Origin of the sequence: Pseudomonas sp. VS40 (assembly GCF_018587885.1) — a bacterium.
GTDB classification, from domain to species: domain Bacteria; phylum Pseudomonadota; class Gammaproteobacteria; order Pseudomonadales; family Pseudomonadaceae; genus Aquipseudomonas; species Aquipseudomonas pergaminensis.
In genome coordinates this window covers 473125-497244 of record NZ_JAGYWD010000004.1, presented here as the reverse complement: position 1 = coordinate 497244, position 24120 = coordinate 473125, and the positions used below count along the sequence as shown (strand labels likewise).

General features: G+C 60.6%; 26 protein-coding genes. 18 read left to right on the top strand and 8 right to left on the bottom strand.

The features are described from left to right. Positions 1-5: 5 nt before the first annotated feature. The 3 genes from KHP07_RS15095 to KHP07_RS15085 all read right to left on the bottom strand — a co-directional run bounded on the left by KHP07_RS15095 (position 6) and on the right by KHP07_RS15085 (position 2100). The gene (locus KHP07_RS15095; RefSeq protein ID WP_016977704.1) at positions 6-764 is read right to left on the bottom strand and encodes a GntR family transcriptional regulator; all 759 of its coding nucleotides are present in this window, start codon (positions 762-764) and stop codon (positions 6-8) included. 263 nt (positions 765-1027) lie between these two features. Next, a complete protein-coding gene (locus KHP07_RS15090) occupies positions 1028-1531 on the bottom strand; it encodes a L,D-transpeptidase family protein (RefSeq protein ID WP_078050079.1) in 504 nt (167 codons plus the stop codon). A 20-nt stretch (positions 1532-1551) separates the two neighbouring features. After that, positions 1552-2100, bottom strand: a complete 549-nt coding sequence (locus KHP07_RS15085; RefSeq protein ID WP_078050078.1) for an NUDIX hydrolase — start codon at positions 2098-2100, stop codon at positions 1552-1554. 149 nt (positions 2101-2249) lie between these two features. Here KHP07_RS15085 and KHP07_RS15080 point away from each other — a divergent pair, with 149 nt between their 5' ends. From KHP07_RS15080 to purT, 5 genes are all read left to right on the top strand, one after another. After that, positions 2250-2852: a CoA pyrophosphatase gene (locus KHP07_RS15080; RefSeq protein ID WP_071489281.1), complete on the top strand. Its 603-nt coding sequence runs from the start codon at positions 2250-2252 to the stop codon at positions 2850-2852. Between the two features lie 36 nt (positions 2853-2888). After that, the gene (locus tag KHP07_RS15075; protein WP_010207972.1) at positions 2889-3413 is read left to right on the top strand and encodes a gamma carbonic anhydrase family protein; all 525 of its coding nucleotides are present in this window, start codon (positions 2889-2891) and stop codon (positions 3411-3413) included. Further along, positions 3410-3625: a DUF1289 domain-containing protein gene (locus tag KHP07_RS15070; protein ID WP_078050077.1), complete on the top strand. Its 216-nt coding sequence runs from the start codon at positions 3410-3412 to the stop codon at positions 3623-3625. The genes KHP07_RS15075 and KHP07_RS15070 overlap by 4 nt, the downstream gene beginning before the upstream one ends. Positions 3626-3788: 163 nt before the next feature. Beyond that, positions 3789-4256: a VUT family protein gene (locus KHP07_RS15065; RefSeq protein ID WP_015885703.1), complete on the top strand. Its 468-nt coding sequence runs from the start codon at positions 3789-3791 to the stop codon at positions 4254-4256. Positions 4257-4325: 69 nt separating this feature from the next. Then, the gene (gene purT, locus KHP07_RS15060; protein WP_078050076.1) at positions 4326-5507 is read left to right on the top strand and encodes a formate-dependent phosphoribosylglycinamide formyltransferase; all 1182 of its coding nucleotides are present in this window, start codon (positions 4326-4328) and stop codon (positions 5505-5507) included. Positions 5508-5612: 105 nt separating this feature from the next. Here the strand turns inward: purT and KHP07_RS15055 are convergent, their stop codons facing one another. The 3 genes from KHP07_RS15055 to KHP07_RS15045 form a co-directional block, all read right to left on the bottom strand. Further along, on the bottom strand, positions 5613-6923 hold the full coding sequence (locus KHP07_RS15055) for an MFS transporter (protein WP_078050075.1): 1311 nt from the start codon (positions 6921-6923) through the stop codon (positions 5613-5615). A gap of 370 nt (positions 6924-7293) precedes the next feature. Then, complete coding sequence (locus tag KHP07_RS15050; RefSeq protein WP_214497429.1) at positions 7294-8532, bottom strand: transporter associated domain-containing protein; 1239 nt, start codon at positions 8530-8532, stop codon at positions 7294-7296. Between the two features lie 12 nt (positions 8533-8544). Further along, complete coding sequence (locus KHP07_RS15045) at positions 8545-9357, bottom strand: cytochrome C assembly family protein (protein WP_099494249.1); 813 nt, start codon at positions 9355-9357, stop codon at positions 8545-8547. 220 nt (positions 9358-9577) lie between these two features. Here KHP07_RS15045 and ffh point away from each other — a divergent pair, with 220 nt between their 5' ends. From ffh to KHP07_RS14990, 11 genes are all read left to right on the top strand, one after another. Further along, entirely contained in the window at positions 9578-10954 is a 1377-nt protein-coding gene (gene ffh, locus KHP07_RS15040; RefSeq protein ID WP_003193965.1) for a signal recognition particle protein, read from the top strand. A gap of 251 nt (positions 10955-11205) precedes the next feature. Further along, positions 11206-11457 (top strand): 30S ribosomal protein S16, encoded by a 252-nt coding sequence (gene rpsP / locus KHP07_RS15035; RefSeq protein WP_003175899.1) that lies wholly within the window; start codon positions 11206-11208, stop codon positions 11455-11457. A 5-nt stretch (positions 11458-11462) separates the two neighbouring features. Next, entirely contained in the window at positions 11463-11999 is a 537-nt protein-coding gene (rimM, locus tag KHP07_RS15030; protein ID WP_053135622.1) for a ribosome maturation factor RimM, read from the top strand. Beyond that, positions 11981-12754: a tRNA (guanosine(37)-N1)-methyltransferase TrmD gene (trmD, locus tag KHP07_RS15025; RefSeq protein ID WP_016971933.1), complete on the top strand. Its 774-nt coding sequence runs from the start codon at positions 11981-11983 to the stop codon at positions 12752-12754. The genes rimM and trmD overlap by 19 nt, the downstream gene beginning before the upstream one ends. Before the next feature lie 45 nt (positions 12755-12799). After that, a complete protein-coding gene (gene rplS / locus KHP07_RS15020) occupies positions 12800-13150 on the top strand; it encodes a 50S ribosomal protein L19 (RefSeq protein ID WP_003175895.1) in 351 nt (116 codons plus the stop codon). Positions 13151-13233: 83 nt separating this feature from the next. Beyond that, complete coding sequence (locus tag KHP07_RS15015) at positions 13234-13647, top strand: acyl-CoA thioesterase (RefSeq protein ID WP_016977715.1); 414 nt, start codon at positions 13234-13236, stop codon at positions 13645-13647. Between the two features lie 152 nt (positions 13648-13799). Continuing rightward, on the top strand, positions 13800-14696 hold the full coding sequence (gene xerD / locus KHP07_RS15010) for a site-specific tyrosine recombinase XerD (RefSeq protein WP_214497428.1): 897 nt from the start codon (positions 13800-13802) through the stop codon (positions 14694-14696). A 152-nt stretch (positions 14697-14848) separates the two neighbouring features. Then, positions 14849-15580, top strand: a complete 732-nt coding sequence (locus tag KHP07_RS15005; RefSeq protein WP_214497427.1) for a thioredoxin fold domain-containing protein — start codon at positions 14849-14851, stop codon at positions 15578-15580. 129 nt (positions 15581-15709) lie between these two features. Beyond that, positions 15710-17014 (top strand): homoserine dehydrogenase, encoded by a 1305-nt coding sequence (locus KHP07_RS15000; RefSeq protein WP_033898582.1) that lies wholly within the window; start codon positions 15710-15712, stop codon positions 17012-17014. A gap of 103 nt (positions 17015-17117) precedes the next feature. Beyond that, complete coding sequence (gene thrC / locus KHP07_RS14995; RefSeq protein ID WP_099494250.1) at positions 17118-18527, top strand: threonine synthase; 1410 nt, start codon at positions 17118-17120, stop codon at positions 18525-18527. A gap of 337 nt (positions 18528-18864) precedes the next feature. Then, entirely contained in the window at positions 18865-19149 is a 285-nt protein-coding gene (locus KHP07_RS14990; protein WP_078050070.1) for a DUF3509 domain-containing protein, read from the top strand. Between the two features lie 170 nt (positions 19150-19319). Here the strand turns inward: KHP07_RS14990 and KHP07_RS14985 are convergent, their stop codons facing one another. Beyond that, positions 19320-20192 carry a TIGR02285 family protein gene (locus tag KHP07_RS14985; RefSeq protein ID WP_214497426.1) on the bottom strand — a complete coding sequence of 291 codons (873 nt, stop codon included), beginning with the start codon at positions 20190-20192 and terminating at the stop codon, positions 19320-19322. Beyond that, positions 20192-21391: a CaiB/BaiF CoA transferase family protein gene (locus KHP07_RS14980; protein ID WP_214497425.1), complete on the bottom strand. Its 1200-nt coding sequence runs from the start codon at positions 21389-21391 to the stop codon at positions 20192-20194. The genes KHP07_RS14985 and KHP07_RS14980 overlap by 1 nt, the downstream gene beginning before the upstream one ends. Positions 21392-21539: 148 nt before the next feature. Here KHP07_RS14980 and KHP07_RS14975 point away from each other — a divergent pair, with 148 nt between their 5' ends. After that, entirely contained in the window at positions 21540-22082 is a 543-nt protein-coding gene (locus KHP07_RS14975; RefSeq protein ID WP_003193952.1) for a YaeQ family protein, read from the top strand. 197 nt (positions 22083-22279) lie between these two features. Beyond that, positions 22280-23989 carry a single-stranded-DNA-specific exonuclease RecJ gene (gene recJ / locus KHP07_RS14970; RefSeq protein ID WP_214497424.1) on the top strand — a complete coding sequence of 570 codons (1710 nt, stop codon included), beginning with the start codon at positions 22280-22282 and terminating at the stop codon, positions 23987-23989. Positions 23990-24120: the final 131 nt, after the last annotated feature.

Genomic DNA, 24120 nt, shown 5'->3' with positions numbered 1-24120 from the left:
GTTCTCTAAATTCGCAGTTCAGCGGAATAGTCGTGGCGACGCAGTTCTGCGACGAAGTCGTAGTAGTCGTTGCGGCAGTAGGTGTCGGTGATTTCGATCGGCGTGTTATCGGCGGTGTAGCCGACCCGGGTCATCAGCAGCATGGCGGTGCCGGGGGCGATGCCGACCAGCTTGGCGAACTCGTCCGAGGCGTTGATCGCCTGGATATGCTGCAGGGCGCGCACCACCGGTTTGCCGATGCCTTCCAGGTACTCGTACAGCGAGTGGCCGATGGCTTGTGGCTGTGGCAGCACCGAGGCGGGCATGGTGGTCATTTCAATTGCCATCACCGTGTCATCCGCCTTACGCAAGCGCTTGAGGCGAGCCACTTTGTCGGCGGGCGACAGGCCCAGGCGGATCATCTCTTCGTGGGTCGGCTGGGTCAGTTCACGCTCCAGCCATTGGGAGCTGGGCACGAAACCCTTGAGTCGCAGCATTTCGCTGAACCCCGACAGGCGCGACAGCGGCTGTTCCAAACGTGGCGAAATATAGGTGCCGGAACCTTGGTTGCGGCGGATCAGCCCTTGGGCAAACAACACTTCCAACGCCTTGCGTGCGGTGACGCGTGAAATGCTCAATTGCTCGCTGAGTACGCGTTCTGACGGCAGTGCCTGCTCGGACGTCCACTGGCCGGCATGGATCGCCGCTTCCAGTTTGCGCGCCAATTGCAGGTACAGCGGCGTGGATTGTTTGTCGTCGGGGCGCAGGGCCAGGATGGGATTCATCGTTAAGGTTTCCGATGCGGTTATTGGAGTGTTGTCGCCCGGTATGGGCCGGAAATTAATACCACTTAAATACCATGTCAATGCAGTCAAAATGGTGCAGGCATTGGTTGTAGGGCCCCGCAATGGGGCCTGGTATCAAGTGGTATTAGAGAGGTCTTTATCGCGTGCAGAAGTGCGCAGCCCGCGGGGGTGAACTGGTATTCACCGGCGGGCGCGGGGCAGGGCAGGAATTTTTTTCGAATTATTTTACGAACGGTACGAGATTACGGACGAATCTCGATGAGGGTGCCGTCTTTGACCAGGTTCCACACTTCGCGCATGTCCACGTTGCGCATGCCGATGCAGCCGTCGGTCCAGTCCAGGGTGTGGAACCACTGTTCCGGGTAATCCTCGGTGTCGGGGGTGCCGTGGATCATGATCATGCTGCCGGGCTTCACGCCTTCGCGGCGGGCGCGGGCGGCGTCGCTGATGTTTGGGTAGGAGATGTGCATGGCCAGGTTGAAGCGGTCACTGGTCTTGCGCCAGTCGATCCAGTACAGGCCCTCTGGCGTGCGGCGGTCGCCCTCGATCAGCTTGTGGCCCTTGGGGTTCTTGCCCAGGGAGATGCGGTAGGTCTTGAACGGCTTGCCGTCATTGATCAACTGCAACTGGTGGGCGGACTTGAGCACCAGCACTTTCTCGACCGTTTTACCGCCCAGGGTCTGCACCGTGGCGGCTGGCGCCAGTGTGGCGAACGATAGGCAGAGCAGCGCAAGCCACCAACGCATCAAAACGGGTATCCGCTGGGTCATGGCGCGGGCTTGCCCATGGGCGGCACGGCCTCGCTGCGCACCGGGAACGACTGTTGCCTGCGGTCAGCGAAAAAGTATTCCAGGGTGCGCCCGACCGTGCGGAAAGCCAGCTCGGACCACGGGATGTCAACTTCGTCGAACAGCTGCACTTCCAGGCTTTCGGGGCCGGCGGCGAAGTCCAGGTCGAGCAGGTCGGCGCGGTAGAAAATATGCACCTGGTTGATATGCGGTACGTCGATCAGCGTGTAAATGCTCAGGTTGTGCACGCGGGCACAGGCTTCTTCCAGGGTTTCGCGCATGGCGGCCTGTTCCACGGTCTCACCGTTTTCCATGAAGCCGGCGGGCAGGGTCCAGTAGCCCAGGCGCGGTTCGATGGCGCGGCGGCACAGCAGCACTTTATCGCCCCACACGGGTACGGTGCCGGCGACGATGTTGGGGTTCTGGTAGTGGATGGTCGAGCAGTGATCACACACAAAGCGCAGGCGGCCGTCGCCTTCGGGGATGCGTTGGGTGACCGGTTTACCGCACTGGCTGCAGAAATTCATGCTGGGGTTCCTGGAAAGTGCGTCTATCTTGGCGTGACGGGCAGGGCGCTGCAACAAGTTGTCGTTTAGCGACACGGCGCGGGTTTTGGGGTTGGGCACCCGCACGCTTTGGTGCATGATGCAAGGTAGCCAACAGACCGAGATGACTCATGCTGGACGAGCTACTTCGCCGGGTAAGCAATCACACCCCCCACACGCTGGAAACCGACGGGCGTTTCCCCGAGGCCGCGGTGCTGGTGCCGATTACCCGCAGTGACGAACCTGAGCTGATCCTGACCCTGCGCGCGAGCGGCCTCTCGACCCATGGTGGCGAAGTGGCCTTCCCTGGCGGGCGCCGCGACCCCGAAGACCCGGACTTGATCTTTACCGCGCTGCGCGAGGCCGAAGAAGAAATCGGCCTGCCGCCCGGGCTGGTCGAAGTGATCGGCCCGCTGAGCCCGTTGATCTCCCTGCATGGCATTCGGGTTACGCCGTATGTCGGCGTCATCCCCGATTACGTCGAATACCTGGCCAACGATGCCGAAATCGCCGCTGTTTTCAGCGTGCCCTTGGACTTCTTCCGACAGGACCCACGGGAACATACCCACCGGATCGATTACCAGGGCCGCAGTTGGTACGTGCCCAGCTATCGATTCGGCGAATACAAGATCTGGGGGCTGACGGCAATTATGATCGTCGAGTTGATCAATCTGCTCTATGACGACGCCAAGATCAGCCTGCACCAGCCACCCAAGAGCTTCATCAATACCTAAGCCATCACTTGAATGGCAATGCCGTGAGGAACAACCATGAAATACCGCCTGGGCGACGCTCGCGTCGAGACTCATCCGCAGAGCTGGGTGGCACCGAATGCCACGCTGGTGGGCAAGGTCAAGCTGGAGGAGGGCGCCAATGTCTGGTTCAACGCGGTGTTGCGTGGCGACAATGAACTGATCCTGATCGGCAAAAACAGCAACGTGCAGGACGGTAGCGTGATGCACACCGACATGGGCTACCCGCTGACCCTGGGCACCGGCGTGACCATTGGCCACAACGCCATGTTGCATGGCTGCACGGTGGATGATTACAGCCTGATCGGTATCAACGCGGTGATCCTCAACGGCGCCAAGATCGGCAAGCACTGCATCATTGGCGCCAACTCGCTGATTGGCGAAGGCAAGGAAATTCCTGATGGTTCGCTGGTGATGGGTTCGCCGGGCAAGGTGGTGCGGGAGTTGACCGACGCACAGAAACGCATGCTTGAAGCCAGCGCCGCGCACTATGTGCATAACTCGCAGCGTTATGCGCGTGACTTGGTTGAGCAGGAAGAATGAACCCGATTGAGCGCCCTGTTGCGTCGCCGTGCGTGAGCATTTGCGCATTGGATGACGATGATATTTGTACTGGCTGCCAGCGCACGGTGGATGAGATTACGCGTTGGAGCCGTATGGATAATGCCGAGCGCCGGGTGGTGTTGGGGTTGTGCCATGAGCGGGCGGTGGCGAGTGGGATGGTGTTTATGGTTTCCGGGAAATCCGGCGGCTGATAGACCGCCATCGCAGGCAAGCCAGCTCCCACATTTTGACCGGGTTCCAACAGGTTAAACGCGGTTGAATGTGGGAGCTGGCTTGCCTGCGATGAGGCCCTCCCAGACGACATATTTCCAAATGTGAAGTACCCTGTGCCCCTTGTTCACAGGTCCATCCCCCATGCTCTTCCTGATCGCCTACATCAGCAGCGTCGTGCTGATCAATTTCGCCTTCTCCACCGCCCCGCACCTGGACGTTATCTGGTCCGCCTGGGGTGGCCTGGTATTCATCCTGCGCGACATGGTGCAAACCCGCTTTGGCCACGGTGCAATCATCGCCATGCTGGCGGCACTGGTGTTGTCGTATGTCACGTCCGACCCGGCCATTGCCCTGGCCAGCGCCACGGCGTTTGCGGTGTCCGAGTGCATTGACTGGCTGGTGTTCAGTATCACTAAGCGCCCGCTGCACGACCGCCTGTGGATAAGTTCGGCCCTGAGTATTCCTCTCGATACCTTCATCTTCTTCGGCTTGATCGGCGCGCTCACCCCAGCGGTGGCGGGCACTGCGTTGGTGTCGAAGTTCGCCGGGGTCACGGTGGTGTGGTTGATCATGGCCTGGCGCATCCGCAAGCGGGCCGTCGCCAACTGAGGCCAATTGCTGCAGTTCATGTAAAATGCCGGCCTTTCTCCCAATGATCCGCTCCCCTGAGGACCTGAGATGACCCGAATCGGAACTCCATTGTCGCCAACCGCGACCCGCGTTTTGCTGTGTGGCTGCGGTGAGCTGGGCAAGGAAGTGGTAATCGAACTGCAACGCCTGGGCGTTGAAGTGATTGCCGTGGATCGCTATGCCAACGCGCCGGCCATGCAGGTGGCGCACCGTAGCCACGTGATCAACATGCTCGACGGTGCTGCTCTGCGTGCGGTGATCGAAGCCGAAAAACCGCACTTCATCGTGCCGGAAATCGAGGCCATCGCCACGGCCACCCTGGTGGAACTGGAAGCTGAAGGCTTCACCGTGATCCCGACTGCGCGTGCCACCTCGCTGACCATGAACCGTGAAGGCATCCGCCGCCTGGCCGCCGAAGAGCTGGACCTGCCGACCTCGCCGTACCACTTTGCCGATACCTTCGAAGACTACAGCAAGGCCGTGCAGGACTTGGGCTTCCCGTGCGTGGTCAAGCCGGTGATGAGTTCGTCGGGCAAGGGCCAGAGCCTGCTACGCAGCGTCGACGACGTGCAGAAAGCCTGGGACTACGCCCAGGAAGGCGGGCGTGCGGGTAAAGGTCGCGTGATCATCGAAGGCTTTATCGACTTCGACTACGAAATCACCCTGCTGACCGTGCGTCACGTCGGCGGTACCACCTTCTGCGCGCCAGTCGGTCACCGTCAGGAGAAGGGCGACTACCAGGAATCCTGGCAGCCGCAGGCCATGAGCCCGATTGCCCTGGCCGAGTCCGAGCGCGTTGCCAAAGCGGTGACCGAGGCCCTGGGTGGCCGTGGCCTGTTTGGCGTGGAGCTGTTCATCAAGGGGGATCAGGTGTGGTTCAGCGAAGTCTCGCCGCGCCCGCATGACACCGGCCTGGTGACCCTGATTTCCCAGGACCTGTCGCAGTTCGCCTTGCACGCTCGCGCCATTCTGGGCCTGCCGATCCCGTTGATCCGTCAGTTCGGGCCTTCGGCTTCGGCGGTGATTCTGGTGGAAGGCCAGTCGACCCAGACTGCGTTCGCCAACTTGGGCGCCGCGTTGAGTGAACCGGACACGGCGTTGCGTCTGTTTGGCAAGCCGGAAGTGAATGGCCAGCGCCGCATGGGTGTGGCGTTGGCGCGGGATGAGTCGATTGAAGCGGCCCGGGCGAAGGCTACTCGTGCTTCCAAAGCCGTTGTAGTCGAGCTGTAATCGAGGCGTGCCTTTCGCGAGCAAGCCCGCTCTCACATTCGACCGCGTTCCTATTGGATAAATGCGGTCAACTGTGGGAGCGGGCTTGCTCGCGAAGGCGGTCTGTCAGGCGACCTTGTTCAAATCGTTGTTACGCGTCTCTTTCAGGCACAGCACAGCAATCAAGCTGAGCAACGCTGCCGCCGACACATACCCACCGACATAACTCAGGCCACCCATCGCCACCAGCTTGGTCGCGAAGAATGGTGCTGCCGATGCGCCGACAATCCCACCCAGGTTATACGCTGCCGAAGCGCCGGTATAACGCACGCGGGTCGGGAACAGTTCCGGCAACAGCGCGCCCATCGGTGCGAAGGTCACGCCCATCAGGAACAGCTCCAGCGCCAGGAACAGCGCCACGGCCCAGGTCGAACCGTGGGTGAGCAATGGCTCCATGGTAAAGCCCGACAGAATCGCCAGGATCGCGCCGACGATCAGCACCGGCTTGCGCCCGTAGCGATCACTGGCCAAGGCCGCCAGCGGTGTCGCCAGCCCCATGAACAGCACCGCAAAGCACAGCAGGCCGAGGAAGGTTTCGCGGCTGTAGCCCAGGGTAGAAACACCGTAGCTCAAGGAAAACGCGGTGGTGATATAGAACAGGGCATAGCACACCACCATCGACGCGGCGCCGAGCAATACCGGTAGCCAGTGCTGGCTGAACAATTCCACCAACGGCACTTTGACCGGGGCTTCCTTGGCGACGGCGTTGGCGAATACCGGTGTCTCATGCAGCTTCAGCCGTGCGTACAGGCCAACCATCACCAATGCAGCGCTGAGGATGAATGGAATTCGCCAGCCCCAACTGCGGAATTGCTCGTCGCTCAGGCTCATGGCCAGGATCAGGAACAAACCGTTGGCCGCCAGGAAGCCGATCGACGGGCCGAGCTGCGGGAACATGCCAAACCAGGCGCGTTTGCCTTTGGGCGCATTCTCGGTCGCCAGCAGTGCCGCGCCGCCCCATTCGCCGCCAAGGCCCAGGCCCTGGCCGAAACGCAGCACACACAACAGGATCGGTGCCCAGGCCCCGATGCTGTCATAGCCGGGCAGCAAGCCAATCAGCGTGGTGCACACGCCCATCAGCAACAGTGAGGCCACCAGCGTCGATTTGCGCCCGATGCGGTCACCGAAGTGGCCGAACAGCGCCGAGCCCAGTGGGCGGGCGATGAAAGCGATACCGAAGGTCAGGAACGACGCCAGCATCTGCGCGGTGCCGGAGGTCTGCGGGAAGAACACCGGGCCAATCACCAGCGCAGCGGCCGTGGCGTAGATATAGAAGTCGTAGAACTCAATGGCGGTGCCGACGATGCTCGCCGTGGCGACCCGTGCAGTCGAGTTGGTCGGGGCGGCGGTCGCGGCCTCGTTGTAGGTGGTGCTCATGGCGGTATCCCTGACGGTCATTGCGCGTTTGGACGCGGATTATTATTGGTCGAACACCCATGGATCAGGGTAGTGCGCGGGCAGGCTCGGGATGGGAGCGAACACCGGTCGGACACGGTAAAGCGGTGCCTGGACGCGCTGAGTGCGGGTAGCACGCGGTCGGGCGGGGCTCTGGTAAGCCGGTGGGATTATAGGAAGGGGTTTGCGGATCCAACAAGGGGGCTGGCGAGGATCTAAGGTCTGGAATGGGGGGGGGTGGGAGCTGGCTTGTCGAGTCGTCGCACCGCTGCGATGCAGGCACCTCGGCCATTCAGTGAAACCGAGGCGATTTTATCGCAGGCAAGCCAGCTCCCACATGAACCGAGTTGATTCAGGCGGCGACGGGCATTCGGCTGGTGTGCCAGATCAGCACCTTGCTCACGCGGTTGTCCTCGGTCTCGAGGATTTCCAGGCGGTAGCGCCCGATTTTCAGGCACACCGCGCAATCGGGAATGGTCTCCAGCGCTTCGGTGACCAGGCCGTTGAGGGTCTTGGGGCCATCGCTGGGCAAGTGCCAGCTCAAGCTCTTGTTCAGTTCGCGGATCGAGGCGGCGCCATCAATGATGTAGCGGCCATCGGGCTGGGCCTCGATATGCGGGTTGTCGGCACTCTGTTCGCTTTCGAATTCACCGACGATTTCTTCGAGAATATCTTCCAGCGTCACAATGCCGAGCACTTCGCCGTACTCGTCCACCACCATGCCCAGGCGCCGCTGTTGCTTGTGGAAGTTCAGCAGTTGCAGTTGCAGGGGCGTGCTTTCCGGGACGAAGTAGGGTTCGTGGCAGGCGGCGAGCAACGCTTCCTTGGTCAGGCTGGCGTCGGGCAGCAGGTGCTGGATCTGCCGGGTGTTGAGCACGGCCTGCACTTGGTTGATATCACTGTGGAACACCGGCAGGCGCGTACGCTGGGAGGTGCGCAGTTGCTCGATGATGTCCTCGACCGAGTCATCCAGGTTGATGCCGTCCACTTCGCTGCGTGGCACCAGGATGTCATTGACGGTGATGTTGTCCAGTGCGTGGATGCCGGGCATGCCTGGGGTGCGGTCTTCGTCTGTCTCGGGTTCCGGCTCGTCGTCGTGGCCGGGCAGCGGCTCGTCGCTCTTTTTCACTACGCCGGCCTTGCGCACAAAAGGGCGCAACAGCAACAGGCTGATGCCATTGAGCAGCCAGGCCAACGGGTAGAGGATTTTCAGCGGTACGCCCAGCAGCGTATTGCCAAAGCCCAGCACGCCCTGTGGATAACGTACGGCGAGGGCGCGGGGCAGGTAGTCGGCCAGAACCAGCAGGATCGCGCAGGAGATCATCCAACCCAGCCAGGGCCCGTTCTGCGCCCAGGCATAGATGGCCAGCAGCGTGCAGAGGATCACCACGGCGGCGCGACACAGGCTGTTGCACAGGATCAGGCTGTTACGCGGGAAGCTCAGGCGGGTGGCGGCCTTGTCGCCCTGGCGTGTGCCGGGGCGCAGGGCCAGCAGGTGTTGTTGCGCGGCTTCGATGGCGGTGAATAGTGCGGCCCATAGGACCAGCAGGGCGATTACCGCGAGCATCGGCTCCAGTGGCAGGTTGTCCATGATCGCTGCCCGTCAGATATGCAGGATGTATTCGCGGACCAGCTTGCTGCCGAAATAGGCCAGCATCAGCAGGCAGAAACCGGCCAGGGTCCAGCGGATCGCCTTGTGCCCGCGCCAGCCGAGGCGGTTGCGGCCCCACAGCAACACGCTGAACACCACCCAGGCCAGGCACGCTAGCAGGGTCTTGTGCACCAGGTGCTGGGCGAACAGGTTTTCGACGAACAGCCAGCCGGAGATCAGCGACAGCGACAGCAGCGTCCAGCCGGCCCACAGGAAGCCGAATAGCAGGCTTTCCATGGTTTGCAGCGGCGGGAAGTTTTTGATCAGCCCCGAGGGGTGCTTGTGCTTGAGCTGGTGGTCCTGCAGCAGCAGGAGCAGGGCCTGGAACACCGCGATGGTGAACATGCCGTAAGCGAGGATCGACAGCAGGATGTGCGCGAGGATGCCCGGCTCTTCATCAATCACCTGCACCGTGCCGGTGGGGGCGAATTGCGCCAGTAGCACCGTCAGCACGCCCAAGGGGAATAGCAGCACCAGCAGGTTCTCGACGGGAATCCGGTAGCACGCCAGCAGGGTCAATGCGATGACGGCAGCCGCGATCAGGCTGGCGGCGCTGAAAAAATCCAGGCCCAGGCCGACGGGCGTCATCAAATGGGTAAACAGGCTGGCAGCATGGGCCAGCAGGGCAAGGACGCCAAGGCCGACCAGCAGGCGTTTGTCCGCCTTGGCGCCTTGGGCCAGACGAGTGCCCTGGTAGAGAGTCGCAGCGGCATACAAAATGGCGGCGGCGAGGCTGGGTAGCAAACTGGGTGACAAAGGGAGCATAAATCCTGTTAGGCAAGCCCGAAAGGCGCTGAGTTTGGCATACCCCCGCGTAACACGAAAGACTCTCAAGCCAGACAGCGGGTGTGCATGGCGGCAGTCTTCGCTATAATCCGCGACCTGCCCACGCCGCAGGCTCACCGAGCGCTGTTTTTAATAGCGATTTACCACAGCCTGGGCCGCCATTACCTCGGTCTATGAATAGGGCCTGAAAGGATCGCGCATGTTTGAAAATCTGACTGACCGTCTCTCGCAGACGCTGCGCCATGTCACCGGCAAGGCCAAGCTGACCGAGGACAATATTAAAGACACCCTGCGTGAAGTGCGCATGGCGTTGCTGGAAGCCGACGTGGCCTTGCCGGTGGTGAAGGACTTCGTCAACTCGGTCAAAGAGCGCGCGGTGGGCACCGAAGTGTCCCGCAGCCTCACGCCGGGCCAGGCCTTTGTGAAGATCGTCCAGGCCGAGCTCGAAAGCCTGATGGGCGCGGCCAACGAAGACCTGAACCTCAGCGCCGTGCCACCGGCCGTCGTGCTGATGGCCGGTCTGCAAGGTGCGGGTAAGACCACCACCGCCGGCAAGCTGGCGCGCTTCCTTAAAGAGCGCAAGAAGAAGTCCGTGATGGTGGTGTCGGCCGACGTGTACCGTCCGGCGGCCATCAAGCAGTTGGAAATGCTCGCTGGCGAAGTAGGCGTGACCTTCTTCCCGTCCGACCTGAGCCAGAAGCCGGTCGACATTGCCAACGCCGCTATTAAAGAAGCCAAGCTGAAGTTCATCGACGTGGTCATCGTCGATACCGCCGGTCGCCTGCACATCGACGAAGAGATGATGGGCGAGATCAAGGCGCTGCATGCCGCGATCAACCCGGTCGAGACGCTGTTCGTGGTCGACGCCATGACCGGCCAGGATGCGGCCAACACCGCCAAGGCCTTTGGTGACGCACTGCCGCTGACCGGTGTGATCCTGACCAAGGTCGACGGCGACGCCCGTGGCGGTGCCGCGCTGTCGGTACGTGCCATCACCGGCAAGCCGATCAAGTTCATCGGTATGGGCGAGAAGAGCGAAGCGCTCGAGCCGTTCCACCCTGAGCGTATCGCCTCGCGCATCCTCGGGATGGGCGACGTGCTCAGCCTGATCGAGCAGGCTGAAGCCACGCTCGACAAGGACAAGGCCGACAAGCTGGCCAAGAAGCTGAAGAAGGGCAAGGGCTTCGACCTCGAAGACTTCCGCGACCAGCTGCAACAAATGAAGAACATGGGCGGACTCGGCGGCCTGATGGACAAGCTGCCGAACATCGGCGGTGTGAACCTGGCGCAAATGGGCAATGCCCAGGGCGCGGCAGAGAAGCAGTTCAAGCAGATGGAAGCCATCATCAATTCCATGACCCCGGCCGAGCGCCGCGACCCTGAGCTGATCAGCGGTTCGCGCAAGCGTCGGATCGCCATGGGTTCCGGCACCCAGGTGCAGGACATCGGTCGCTTGATCAAGCAGCACAAGCAGATGCAGAAGATGATGAAGAAATTCTCCGCCAAGGGCGGAATGGCCAAGATGATGCGCGGCATGGGCGGTATGTTGCCCGGCGGCGGCATGCCGAAAATGTAAAGTATTCGAGCGGGAGCCCAGCTCCTGCTCCGCCCCACAGGGATGTGGGATCTCCAGCAAACCCGCGATTGGCGGGCGCTGACTCGCCGTTTTAACCGACGGCTCTATAGCAGATCTGGATGGCACGCTGATAGGCGCCAGAAAAAGACATTTGCAAAAGTCCGGATATTCCTTAGAATATGCGGCCTTTCGGGCACCTATGCCCGCTGTGCATTTAGATTTGCAGCACCGACTACAGGAACGATGTTCACATGCTAACAATCCGTCTTGCCCTTGGCGGCTCCAAAAAGCGCCCGTTTTACCACTTGACCGTAACCGACAGCCGCAACCCGCGTGACGGTTCGCACAAGGAACAGGTTGGTTTCTTCAACCCTGTTGCTCGTGGTCAAGAAGTTCGTCTGTCCGTGAACCAAGAGCGCGTAGCCTACTGGCTGAGCGTGGGTGCACAGCCATCCGAGCGCGTAGCAAAACTGTTGAAGGACTCGGCTAAGGCCGCAGCCTGAGCAATATGAACGCGACGCCAGCTGTTGCTGATGATTTGATCGTTATCGGCAAGATTTACTCTGTTCATGGCGTTCGCGGCGAAGTGAAGGTGTATTCCTTTACTGATCCGACTGAAAACCTGTTGCAGTACAAAACCTGGACGCTCAAGCGCGAGGGTAGTGTGAAACAGGTCGAGCTGGTCAGTGGACGCGGGAGCGATAAGTTCCTGGTCGCAAAGCTCAAGGGTCTTGATGATCGTGAAGAAGCTCGTCTTCTGGCCGGTTATGAGATCTGCGTGCCGCGCAACCTGTTCCCTGAATTGACCGACGGCGAGTACTACTGGTACCAGCTGGAAGGTCTGAAGGTTATTGATCAACTCGGGCAACTGTTCGGGAAAATCGATCATCTTCTGGAAACCGGCGCCAATGATGTAATGGTGGTCAAGCCTTGCGCTGGCAGCCTGGATGATCGCGAACGCCTGTTGCCCTATACCGAGCAATGCGTGTTAGCCGTCGACCTGGCAGCGGGCGAGATGAAGGTGGAATGGGACGCGGACTTCTAAGCGTGGCTAATTTGCGCATTGAAGTGATCAGTTTGTTTCCCGAGATGTTTTCCGCCATCAGCGAGTACGGCATCACCAGTCGGGCGGTGAAACAGGGGCTGTTGCAGCTCACCTGTTGGAACCCGCGAGACTACACGACGGATCGACATCACACTGTGGACGATCGCCCATTTGGCGGTGGTCCGGGCATGGTGATGAAGATCAAGCCCCTGGAAGACGCGTTGGTTCAGGCCAAGGCTGCCGCCGGGGAGAAGGCGAAGGTAATTTACCTGTCCCCTCAAGGCCGTCAGCTGAAACAGGCTGGGGTACGCGAACTGGCGAATGAGGAAGCACTGATCCTGATTGCCGGTCGCTATGAAGGCATTGACGAGCGTTTTATTGAAGCTCATGTCGATGAAGAGTGGTCGATTGGGGACTATGTCCTGTCTGGCGGCGAGCTGCCGGCGATGGTCCTGATAGATGCGGTTACACGACTGCTGCCTGGAGCTTTAGGGCATGTGGACTCCGCGGAGGAAGATTCCTTCACGGATGGTTTGCTGGATTGCCCGCACTACACCCGACCGGAGGTGTATGCGGATCAGCGTGTTCCCGACGTATTGCTAAGTGGCAATCACGCACACATCCGGCGTTGGCGTTTACAGCAGTCCCTTGGTCGGACCTATGAACGACGCGCCGATCTTCTGGAAAGCCGCTCGCTTTCTGGAGAAGAGAAGAAGCTGCTCGAGGAATACATCCTCGCGCGGGACGATAGTTAACAACGTATCGATGGTAGGTCCATTGGCTTACCTTAGGAGCACAGCATGACTAACAAAATCATCCTTGCACTCGAAGCAGAGCAGATGACCAAAGAGATCCCTACCTTTGCCCCGGGCGACACCATTGTCGTTCAGGTGAAAGTGAAGGAAGGCGACCGTTCGCGTCTGCAAGCGTTCGAAGGCGTGGTAATCGCCAAGCGTAACCGTGGTGTGAACAGTGCTTTCACTGTTCGTAAAATCTCCAACGGTGTTGGCGTAGAGCGTACTTTCCAGACCTACAGCCCGCAAATCGACAGCATGGCCGTTAAGCGTCGCGGTGACGTACGTAAAGCCAAGCTGTACTACCTGCGTGACCTGTCCGGTAAAGCAGCTCGCATCAAGGAAAAACTGGCTTAAGTCCAGCTTCCCGATGCAGAAAAAAAGCAGCCTACGGGCTGCTTTTTTGTGCCTGAAATTTGTCTATTTGCCGGTATTTGTCCATGACCACCCGCCTCGAAGAAATCCAGCGCCGCACTGACCTGTCCGTCACCCACGTAACCAAGGCCGTGTTCCCGCCGACCACCAACCACCACAACACCCTGTTCGGTGGCACCGCCCTGGCGTGGATGGATGAAGTGTCGTTCATTACCGCCACGCGCTTTTGCCGCTTGCCGCTGGTGACGGTGTCTACCGACCGTATCGACTTCAACCACGCGATCCCGGCGGGCTCCATCGTCGAGTTGATCGGCCGTGTGATCAAAGTTGGTAACACCAGCCTCAAGGTCGAGGTGGAAGTGTTCGTCGAGAGCATGAGCGCCGATGGCCGCGAAAAAGCAATCCAGGGCGTGTTCAGCTTTGTCGCCATTGATGCGGACAAACGCCCAGTGCCGGTGTTACCTGGCTTTGCCGACTGAGCTGGGACCGAGTTGCGGCCTTCGCAGGCAAGCCAGCTCCCACATTTGATCGGTGGAGGATACAAATCAGTGACCCAACACAAAACCCCTGTGGGAGCTGGCTTGCCTGCGATAGGATCTAACAGACATTACAGAAATCCGCCTGAGCCCCCATGCCCGCCATCGACCACCCCCTGATAGACCGTTTCCTTGACGCCCTCTGGCTGGAAAAAGGCCTGTCGGATAACACTCGCCAGGCCTACCGCAGCGACTTGGCCCTATTCAATGGCTGGCTGCAGGAGAAAAAACTCGAACTGATAAATGCGGGTCGTGAGCTGATCCTCGACCATCTGGCCTGGCGCCTGGAGCAGAACTACAAACCGCGCTCCACGGCGCGATTCCTCTCGGGCGTGCGTGGCTTTTATCGCTATCTGCTGCGGGAAAAACTGATTGCTCTCGATCCAACCCTGCAAATCGACATGCCGCAACTTGGCAGGCCATTGCCCAAGTCCCTGTCGGAGGCCGACGTGGAGGCCTTGCTCGCCGCGCCGGATTTGAGTGAGGCCATCGGCCAACGTGATCGCGCTATGCTGGAGGTCCTGTATGCCTGTGGCCTGCGAGTGACGGAGCTGATCAGCCTGACCCTGGAGCAAGTCAACCTGCGTCAGGGCGTGCTGCGCGTGATGGGCAAGGGCAGCAAGGAGCGGCTGGTACCGATGGGCGAGGAGGCGATTGTGTGGGTGGAGCGCTATATGCGAGACGCCCGCAGCGAGCTGCTCGGCGGGCGCCCCAGTGATGTGCTGTTCCCCAGCCTGCGTGGCGAGCAGATGACCCGGCAGACCTTCTGGCACCGCATCAAGCATCAGGCCACGGTCGCCGGGATCGGCAAGGCCCTGTCGCCCCACACGTTGCGCCATGCGTTCGCCACGCATTTGCTTAACCACGGGGCGGATTTGCGTGTGGTGCAAATGCTGCTTGGGCACAGCGACTTATCCACTACCCAGATCTACACCCACGTGGCGCGTGCACGCTTGCAGGATATGCACGCCAAGCATCACCCGCGAGGCTGAAAAACATGCTGTAGAAGGCCAATTTATCCCGCCACGGGCTGCCCTGCGGCCCAACTGTGGTAGGCTTTGCCGGTTAGCAAAGGGGACGGCCCAGCGCTGTGTTTTCCAAGCAGTATTCCTTCCCGTCCCTGCATCTGCCTTCAGGAGTTCCCATGCGCTTGACCCAGATTATTGCCGCCGCAGCCATTGCGTTGGTTTCCACCTTTGCGTTTGCCGATGACGCTGCCGAGCAGGCCATCCGCAAGAGCCTGGCCAACTTGCAACTCGACACCCCGATCGAAAGCATCAGCGCCAGCCCGATGGCCGGCCTGTATGAAGTCAAGCTCAAGGGCAGCCGCGTGCTGTACGCCAGTGCCGACGGCCAGTACATCGTCCAGGGCTACCTGTTCCAGTTGAAGGACGGCAAGCCGGTCAACCTGACCGAGAAAGCCGAACGCCTAGGCGTATCCAAGCTGATCAATGGCATTCCGGTGGCCGAGACTGTGGTTTATCCGGCCATTGGCGAGACCAAGACCCACATCACCGTGTTCACCGACACCACCTGCCCGTATTGCCACAAGCTGCACGCCGAAGTGCCTGCGCTGAACAAGCTGGGTGTGGAAGTGCGCTACGTTGCGTTCCCGCGCCAGGGCCTGGGTTCGCCGGGTGACGAGCAGCTGCAAGCGGTGTGGTGCTCGGCCGACAAGAAAGCAGCCATGGACAAGATGGTCGACGGCAAGGAAATCAAGGCCGCCAAATGCGCCAACCCGGTTTCCAAGCAGTTCGCCCTGGGCCAGTCCATTGGCGTGAACGGTACACCGGCCATCGTTTTGGCTGACGGCCAAGTGATTCCGGGCTACCAGCCAGCGCCACAAGTTGCCAAACTGGCGCTGAGTGCCAAATAAACCAGCATCGTCGAACCTTTGACGATCATGGCCCGTGGATAAGTCGACGGGCCATCAATTGAAAGCCGCAGTTGTGCGGCTGTTTTCCACGGCCGACCTCGCGTCGGCCGTTTCATGGGGAGTTCTTCAGTGAAACCGGTCAAAGTAGGCATCTGTGGGTTAGGGACCGTCGGTGGCGGCACCTTTAACGTACTTCAGCGTAACGCTGAGGAAATTTCCCGCCGTGCAGGTCGCGGGATTGAAGTGGCGCAAATTGCCACGCGTTCGCCAAAGCCTCAGTTCGAAACGACCGGTATTGCGATTACCAACGATGTGTTCGCCGTTGCCACCAACCCTGAAATCGATATCGTCATCGAACTGGTCGGCGGCTACACCGTGGCCCGCGAGCTGGTGCTCAAAGCCATCGAGAACGGCAAGCACGTGGTCACTGCCAACAAGGCACTGATCGCCGTGCACGGCAACGAGATCTTCGCCAAGGCGCGCGAGAAGGGCGTGATTGTCGCGTTCGAAGCTGCGGTAGCCGGTGGCATTCCAGTGATCAAGGCGATCCGCGAAGGCCTGTCCGCCAACCGCATCAACTGGGTAGCTGGCATCATTAACGGCACCGGCAACTTCATCCTCACCGAAATGCGCGAGAAGGGCCGCACCTTCGAAGACGTGCTGGCCGAAGCCCAGGCCCTGGGTTACGCCGAAGCCGACCCGACTTTCGACGTGGAAGGTATCGACGCCGCTCACAAGCTAACCATCCTGGCGTCCATCGCCTTTGGTATCCCGCTGCAGTTCGACAAGGCCTACACCGAAGGCATCACCAAGCTGACCACCGCCGACGTGAACTACGCCGAAGCCCTGGGCTACCGCATCAAGCACCTGGGCGTGGCGCGCAGCACACCGGCCGGTATCGAGTTGCGTGTACACCCGACGCTGATCCCGGCCGACCGCCTGATCGCCAACGTCAATGGCGTGATGAACGCCGTGATGGTCAACGGTGATGCGGCGGGTTCGACCCTGTTCTACGGCGCCGGCGCCGGCATGGAGCCCACCGCTTCGTCGGTGATCGCCGACCTGGTGGACGTGGTCCGCGCCATGACCAGCGACCCGGAAAACCGCGTACCGCACCTGGCCTTCCAGCCGGATTCGTTGTCAGCCCATCCGATCCTGCCGATCGAAGCCTGCGAAAGCGCCTACTACCTGCGCATCCAGGCCCAGGATCACCCGGGCGTATTGGCCCAGGTCGCCAGCATCCTGTCGGAGCGCGGTATCAATATCGAGTCGATCATGCAGAAGGAAGTCGAGGAGCAAAACGGCCAGGTGCCGATGATCCTGCTGACCCATCGCGTGCTCGAACAGCACATCAATGATGCCATCCAGGCGCTGGAAGCTCTCCAAGGTGTGGTTGGGCCGGTAGTCCGGATTCGCGTCGAACATTTGAATTAATTCAGCTGCAAGCGCCAAGCTGCAAGCTGCAAGTAAAAGCAGAACCGCTTCGACTTGCAGCTTGAAGCTTGAAGCTTGAAGCCCAAACCGAAGGTTTGCCCCTATGCGTTATATCAGCACCCGCGGCCAGGCACCGGCCCTGAATTTCGAAGACGTCCTGCTGGCAGGCCTTGCCACTGACGGTGGCCTGTACGTGCCGGAAAACCTGCCACGTTTCACCCAGGAAGAAATCGCTTCGTGGGCCGGCCTGCCGTACCACGAGCTGGCGTTCCGGGTGATGCGCCCGTTCGTCACCGGCAGCATTCCGGATGCGGACTTCAAAAAGATTCTGGAAGAGACCTACGGCGTGTTTTCCCACAACGCCATCGCACCTCTGCGCCAGTTGAACGGCAACGAATGGGTCCTGGAGCTGTTCCACGGCCCGACCCTCGCGTTCAAGGACTTCGCCCTGCAACTGCTGGGTCGCCTGCTGGATTATGTGCTGGAGAAACGCGGCGAGCGCGTGGTGATCATCGGCGCCACCTCCGGTGATACCGGCTCGGCGGCCATCGAAGGCTGCAAGCACTGCGAAAACGTCGACATCTTCATCCTGCACCCGCACAAGCGCGTGTCGGAAGTGCAACGCCGGCAGATGACCACCATTTTCGGCGAGAACATCCACAACATCGCCATCGAAGGCAACTTCGATGACTGCCAGGAAATGGTCAAGAACAGCTTCGCCGACCAGAGCTTCCTGAAGGGCACACGCCTGGTGGCGGTGAACTCGATCAACTGGGCGCGGATCATGGCCCAGATCGTCTACTACTTCCACGCTTCCCTGCAGTTGGGCGGCCCGGCGCGTTCGGTGTCGTTCTCGGTGCCGACCGGCAACTTTGGCGATATCTTCGCCGGTTACCTGGCGCGCAACATGGGCCTGCCGATCAACCAATTGATCGTCGCCACCAACCGCAACGACATCCTGCACCGCTTCATGAGCGGCAACCAGTACGTCAAGGAAACCCTGCACGCGACCCTGTCGCCGTCCATGGACATCATGGTCTCGTCGAACTTCGAACGCCTGCTGTTCGACATGCACGGTCGTAACGGTGCAGCGATTGCCGGCTTGATGGACACCTTCAAGAGCGGCGGCGGTTTCAGCGTTGATGAAGAGCGCTGGACCGAAACCCGCAAGCTGTTCGACTCCCTGGCCGTGGACGACGCGCAGACCTGCGAAACCATCGCTGAAGTCTATGCCCAGACCGGCGAGCTGCTCGACCCGCACACCGCCATCGGTGTGAAGGCTGCCCGTGAATGCCGTCGTAGCCTGGACATCCCGATGGTGATCCTCGGCACCGCGCACCCGGTTAAATTCCCCGAAGCGGTGGAGAAGGCCGGCGTTGGCAAGGCGCTGGAATTGCCGGTGCACTTGGCAGACCTGTTTGAGCGTGAAGAGCGTTGCACCGTATTGGCCAATGACCTGAAGGCTGTGCAGGCGTTTGTGAGCCAGCATGGCAACCGGGGTAAGCCGCTGTAAGGCACACCGCGTAGACAAAAACGCCGCTTTCCCTTCCCGGGTCAGCGGCGTTTTTTGTTCTGGCAGGCCCGCTTTGTGTCAGCGGCTACGCGAGTAGTTCTGCCGAAATAAGGGCCTTTTGACCTGCGCTCCTGCCTGCAAGGCAAAGTGATCAGCGCCGACCGTGTATAGGATTCGTTTTTTCGTTGTCATGTTGCAAGCGCATGCTGGTCCACGTCACTCCCTGACGGCCCCATAAAGACGAAAAAGCGAACTTTCCTACGTAACAACCAGTCACTTAGGATAGATGCAGCTCCCGTTGAAACGATTGTTCCCGAACTATTGAGTGGTGATCGAGATGGAAAGTATCAGCCTATTGCTCGAAGAAGCACTGAGCCCTTATCAGGTTACGCTGACCACCTCCGGTGTGCAGGACGAGTGCCTGGTGACGGTGAAGAATCCTGCCGGTGCTATGGTGGTCGAACGTGAAGTCGATCGTGCGCAATTGATGGACAAGCGCGTACTGGTAGACGTGGTGGATTGCTTGTTGCGCGATATCAAGATTGCCGAAGGGCGCTTGGAACCCTCGGTCATCGCGGCCTTGCGTAACGCGGCCCAGACGCGCAGCCCCGCTGCTGCATGAAGAATTGTTTAAGTGTGGAAACTTCCTACAAGGTGGCCGGTCAGATTTCGTAACAGCAAGAGCAAACATTGTGCTCCGGTGTTTGTGGCTTGCTGTACTGGTCTTTGTTGGCCACGTTTAACCCCGAAGTGTCTCCCCACGCCTCGGGGTTTCTTTTTGCCTGCGATTTGTCACGGCGCTGGTGAGTCCTGGAAAAACTGCGAGTTGTCGCGCAGGTACTGTTCGCGCATGACCGGGTCCAGCCACGTGGCATAGGACTGCTGCACGTCTTGCAAAGGGATGTCACGCAGCACTTGGTCGATTCGTTCGATGGCACGGCGCCCCTGGGGCGTATCCGAGCAGGCGATATGCGTACGTTGGTAGGGCGCTGTGCCTTTGATCGGGTAAAAATGCAGGTCGTCGGCAGCGATTCCTTGTTGCAGCGAGTGGTAGCGAATTTCCGGCGAGTAACCCAGCACCGCTTCCAGCCGTCCCAGGCGCTGCATTTGCAACAAGCTGCCCAGCGCATCATTGCCGTAATGGAGCGCCAGCTTGTGCGCGTCGGCGTGTTTAAGTCGCTCATCGATAACCGGGCCGTAGCTGCGTTCTGCGGTGGCGCCTACCCGCGCTCCAGGGGTGTCGAGAAACGCCTGCAGGTCGAATTGGCCATCCACGATAAAGGGCGCCATGGCTTCCTGCTGGCTGCGCCGGATCGTGACGCCATTACTGGGAACGGCAAACGCCTGGCGAGAAAACACCACGTACGTGGCCCGTTCCGGCGTCCACAGCAGCGAGGGATCGCAAGTGAACGAGGATTCACGCAGCATTTGTGTGCCCCGTGCGCGATTGACGTGAAGCACCTGGTGCCGATATTCCGGCAGGCGTTCGATCAGCCTCGGCAATAGTTCGTCCAACGCCCCCTGGCCTTTGCGTGGGCCTTCGAAAATAGTCAGGGGTGGCAGGTCACGCAACAGCCAGATCAGCGTGTCTGCGGCGCTCGCGGCCAGGGGCCAGCCGCAGGCGAGCAGGGCGCCGAGGCCTAGCTGAACGAGCCGACGTACCATCAGATCGCGCCTTCCTCGCGCAAACGCACAATGGCGGCCGCGTCGTAGCCCAGCCCGCCGAGCACCACAGTGTTATGTTCGCCCAACTGCGGCCCCACCCATTCGCAGCTGCCCGGCGTGTCCGACAGCTTGGGCACGATGCCGGGCATCTTGAAGTCCTTGCCACCGGGGAGCTTGGCCTTGAGGAACATTTCCCTGGCGAGGAATTGCGGGTCGCCGAGCATGTCCTCGGCACTGTAGATCCGACTGGCAGGCACCTCGGCCTTATTCAGCAGGTCGACCACCTGGTCCAGCGGCAGCGAGTTCACCCAGCGATCAATCACCCCATACAGCTCATCACGGCGGCTATCGCGGCCGTCATTGCTGGCAAGCACAGGGTCATTGGCCAGGTCTTCACGGCCAATGGCGCACATGAAGCGCTTGAAGATCGCATCGCCGTTGGCGCCAATCTGTACATGCTTGCCGTCGGCGCTGGTGTGGATCGAGGACGGCGTAATGCCGGGCATGATGTTGCCGGTGCGTTCGCGAATGAAGCCAAACACATCGAACTCCGGAATCATGCTTTCCATCATGGCGAAGATGGCTTCGTACAGCGCCACATCCACCACCTGGCCCAGGCCGCCGTTAACCTCTCGATGACGCAGCGCCATCAGTGCGCCGATCACCGCCCACAAAGCGGCAATCGAATCGCCGATGGAAATGCCGGTACGCACCGGCGGTCGGTCTTCGAAACCGGTGATGTAGCGCAGGCCGCCCATGGACTCACCCACCGCACCGAACCCTGGCTGGTCTTTCATCGGTCCGGTCTGGCCAAAGCCAGAGAGGCGCACCATCACCAGCTTGGGGTTGAGGGCGTGCAGGGTTTCCCAGCTCAGGCCGAGCTTTTCCAGCACGCCGGGGCGGAAGTTCTCGATCAGGATGTCGGCGTCCGCCAGCAGTTGTTTGAGGATGGCCAGGCCGTCCGGGTGCTTGAGGTTCAATGTCAGCGACTGCTTGTTGCGCGCCTGCACAAACCACCACAGCGACGTGCCCTCGTACAGCTTGCGCCATTTGCGCAGCGGGTCGCCGCCGTCGGGCGATTCGACCTTGATCACCTCGGCGCCGAATTCCGCGCAGATGCGGGAGGCGAATGGTCCGGCGATCAGGGTGCCGAGTTCGATGACTTTCAGGCCGGCAAGCGGTTTGGCATTAAACGACATGGGGATCCTTGTCTGCGCGCAACGGTAGTGTGATGCCTTTTAACATAGGCGAGCGACCCAAGGATAAGGATGATGCAGCGCAGGATTCGTTGAATGACCTCGCCATCGGTTAGACTGGCCGTCTTTCCCTGTCTCTAGAAGTCCGTTCATGGCCCAGCCGTCCACGACCTACAAATTCGAACTCAACCTCACCGACCTCGATCGCTCGGTGTACGAGAGCGTCAAACAGACCATCGCCCGCCACCCTTCGGAAACCGAAGAGCGCATGACCGTGCGTCTGTTGGCCTACGCCCTCTGGTACAACGAGCAGTTGGCGTTCGGCCGTGGCCTGTCAGATGTAGACGAGCCAGCCCTGTGGGAAAAAAGCCTGGATGACCGGGTTTTGCACTGGATCGAAGTCGGCCAGCCCGACGCCGACCGCCTCACCTGGTGCTCGCGCCGCACCGAACGCACCAGCCTGCTGGCCTATGGCAGCCTGCGCGTGTGGGAAGGCAAGGTAGTGCCGGTGGCGAATAACCTGAAAAACGTGCACATCGCCGCCGTGCCCCAGGAAGTCCTCGAGACCCTGGCCAAGGACATGCCCCGTGTTATCAAGTGGGACGTGATGATCAGCGAAGGCACGATCTTCGTCACCGATGATCGCGGCCAGCATGAAGTCCAACTGCAATGGCTGGTCGGCGAACGCGGCTAAACCTGTAGGAGCCGGCTTGTTGTGGTGAGCAAGCTTGCTTGCGCTGGGGTGCGAAGCGCCCCCAAAAAGCGAGAGGCTGCTACGTAGCCCACGGGAGCAAGCTCCCTCGCCACAACAAGCCAGCTCCCACATGTGATCTGCGTTGCCTTTAGCGTTGCCAACTAACTGTCGAATAGAAGAGAAGCTCCCGTCACCCCATGCGTATCGATCCTCGCCCGTTGCCCGCTGTCCTGCCGTTTCTCGGTGAATTGCCACCGCTGTTGACCCGTCTCTACGCCGCGCGCGGGGTGCAGTCCGAGGCCGAGCTGGATAAAAGCCTGGCGCGGTTGATTCCCTATCAGCAGCTCAAGGGCATCGACGCGGCGGTGGACTTGCTGGTGACCGCGCTGGAGCAGCGCCAGCGCATCCTCATCGTCGGCGACTTCGACGCCGACGGCGCCACTGCCAGCACCGTGGGCACCTTGGGCTTGCGCCTGCTCGGTGCGGCGCATGTCGACTACCTGGTGCCCAACCGCTTCGAATACGGCTATGGCCTGACCCCGGAGATCGTCGCCGTTGCGCTGCAGCGCAAGCCCCAACTGCTGATTACCGTGGACAACGGTATCTCCAGCGTCGAAGGCGTGGCGGCGGCGAAAGCGGCGGGGTTGCAAGTGCTGGTGACCGACCACCACTTGCCCGGCGATGAGTTGCCGGCAGCGGACGCCATCGTCAACCCGAACCAGCCGGGCTGTGAATTCCCGAGCAAGGCCCTGGCGGGTGTGGGCGTGATCTTCTACGTGCTGATGGCCCTGCGCGCGCGCCTGCGCAGCCTGGGCTGGTACGAAAGCAAGCCACAACCCAACATCGGCGAGTTGCTCGACCTGGTTGCCCTGGGCAGCGTCGCCGACGTGGTGCCCCTGGACGCCAACAATCGCATCCTCGTGCATCAAGGCCTGGAGCGTATCCGCGCTGGCCGTGCGCGGCCGGGGATCAAGGCGATCCTGGAAGTGGCCAAGCGCGACGCGGCACGTATCACTTCCACTGACCTGGGCTTTATCCTCGGCCCGCGCCTGAATGCCGCCGGGCGCCTGGATGACATGAGCCTGGGGATCGAATGCCTGTTGACCACCGACGTTGCCGCTGCCCGTGAAATGGCCGCGCAACTGGATGGCATGAATCAGGACCGTAAATCCATCGAGCAAGGCATGCAGCGCGAGGCCTTGGCCCAGCTCAAGGACCTGCCGGTGCAGTCGATGCCCTATGGCTTGTGCCTGTTCGACCCGGAATGGCACCAAGGTGTGATCGGCATTCTGGCGTCGCGCATGAAGGAGCGGTATTTCCGACCGACCATCGCCTTTGCCGACGCCGGTGATGGCCTGTTGAAGGGCTCAGGGCGCTCTGTGCAGGGTTTTCATATCCGTGACGCCCTGGCGGTGGTCGCGAGCCAGCATCCCAACCTGATCGCCAAATACGGCGGCCACGCCATGGCGGCTGGCCTGACACTGCGCGAGGAAAACTTCCCACTGTTTGCCGAAGCCTTTGATGCTGAAGTGCGCCGGCAACTGCGTGAGGAAGACCTGACCGGACGCTTGTTGTCGGACGGCACTCTGGCGGTGGAAGAGTTTCACTTGGAACTGGCCCGCGCGTTGCGACATGCCGGGCCGTGGGGTCAGCACTTTCCCGAGCCGGTCTTTCACGGTGTATTCCAGTTGGTAGAGCAGCGCGTGGTGGGTGAGCGGCACCTGAAGGTGGTGCTCAAGACTGAATGCGGGTCAGTGAAACTCGATGGCATTGCCTTTGGCGTGGACCGTGAGGTCTGGCCGAACCCGACCGTGCGTTGGGTGGAGTTGGCGTACAAGCTGGATGTGAACGAGTTTCGTGGGAATGAGACTGTGCAACTGATGATTGCCCACATCGAACCGCGCTGAATCTAAACAACACTGCAAATACAAATGTGGGAGGGGGCTTGCCCCCGATAGCGGTACTTCAGTCAGCTTATCTGTAGCTGACCCACCGCCATCGGGGGCAAGCCCCCTCCCACATTTTAAGCCATGTAATA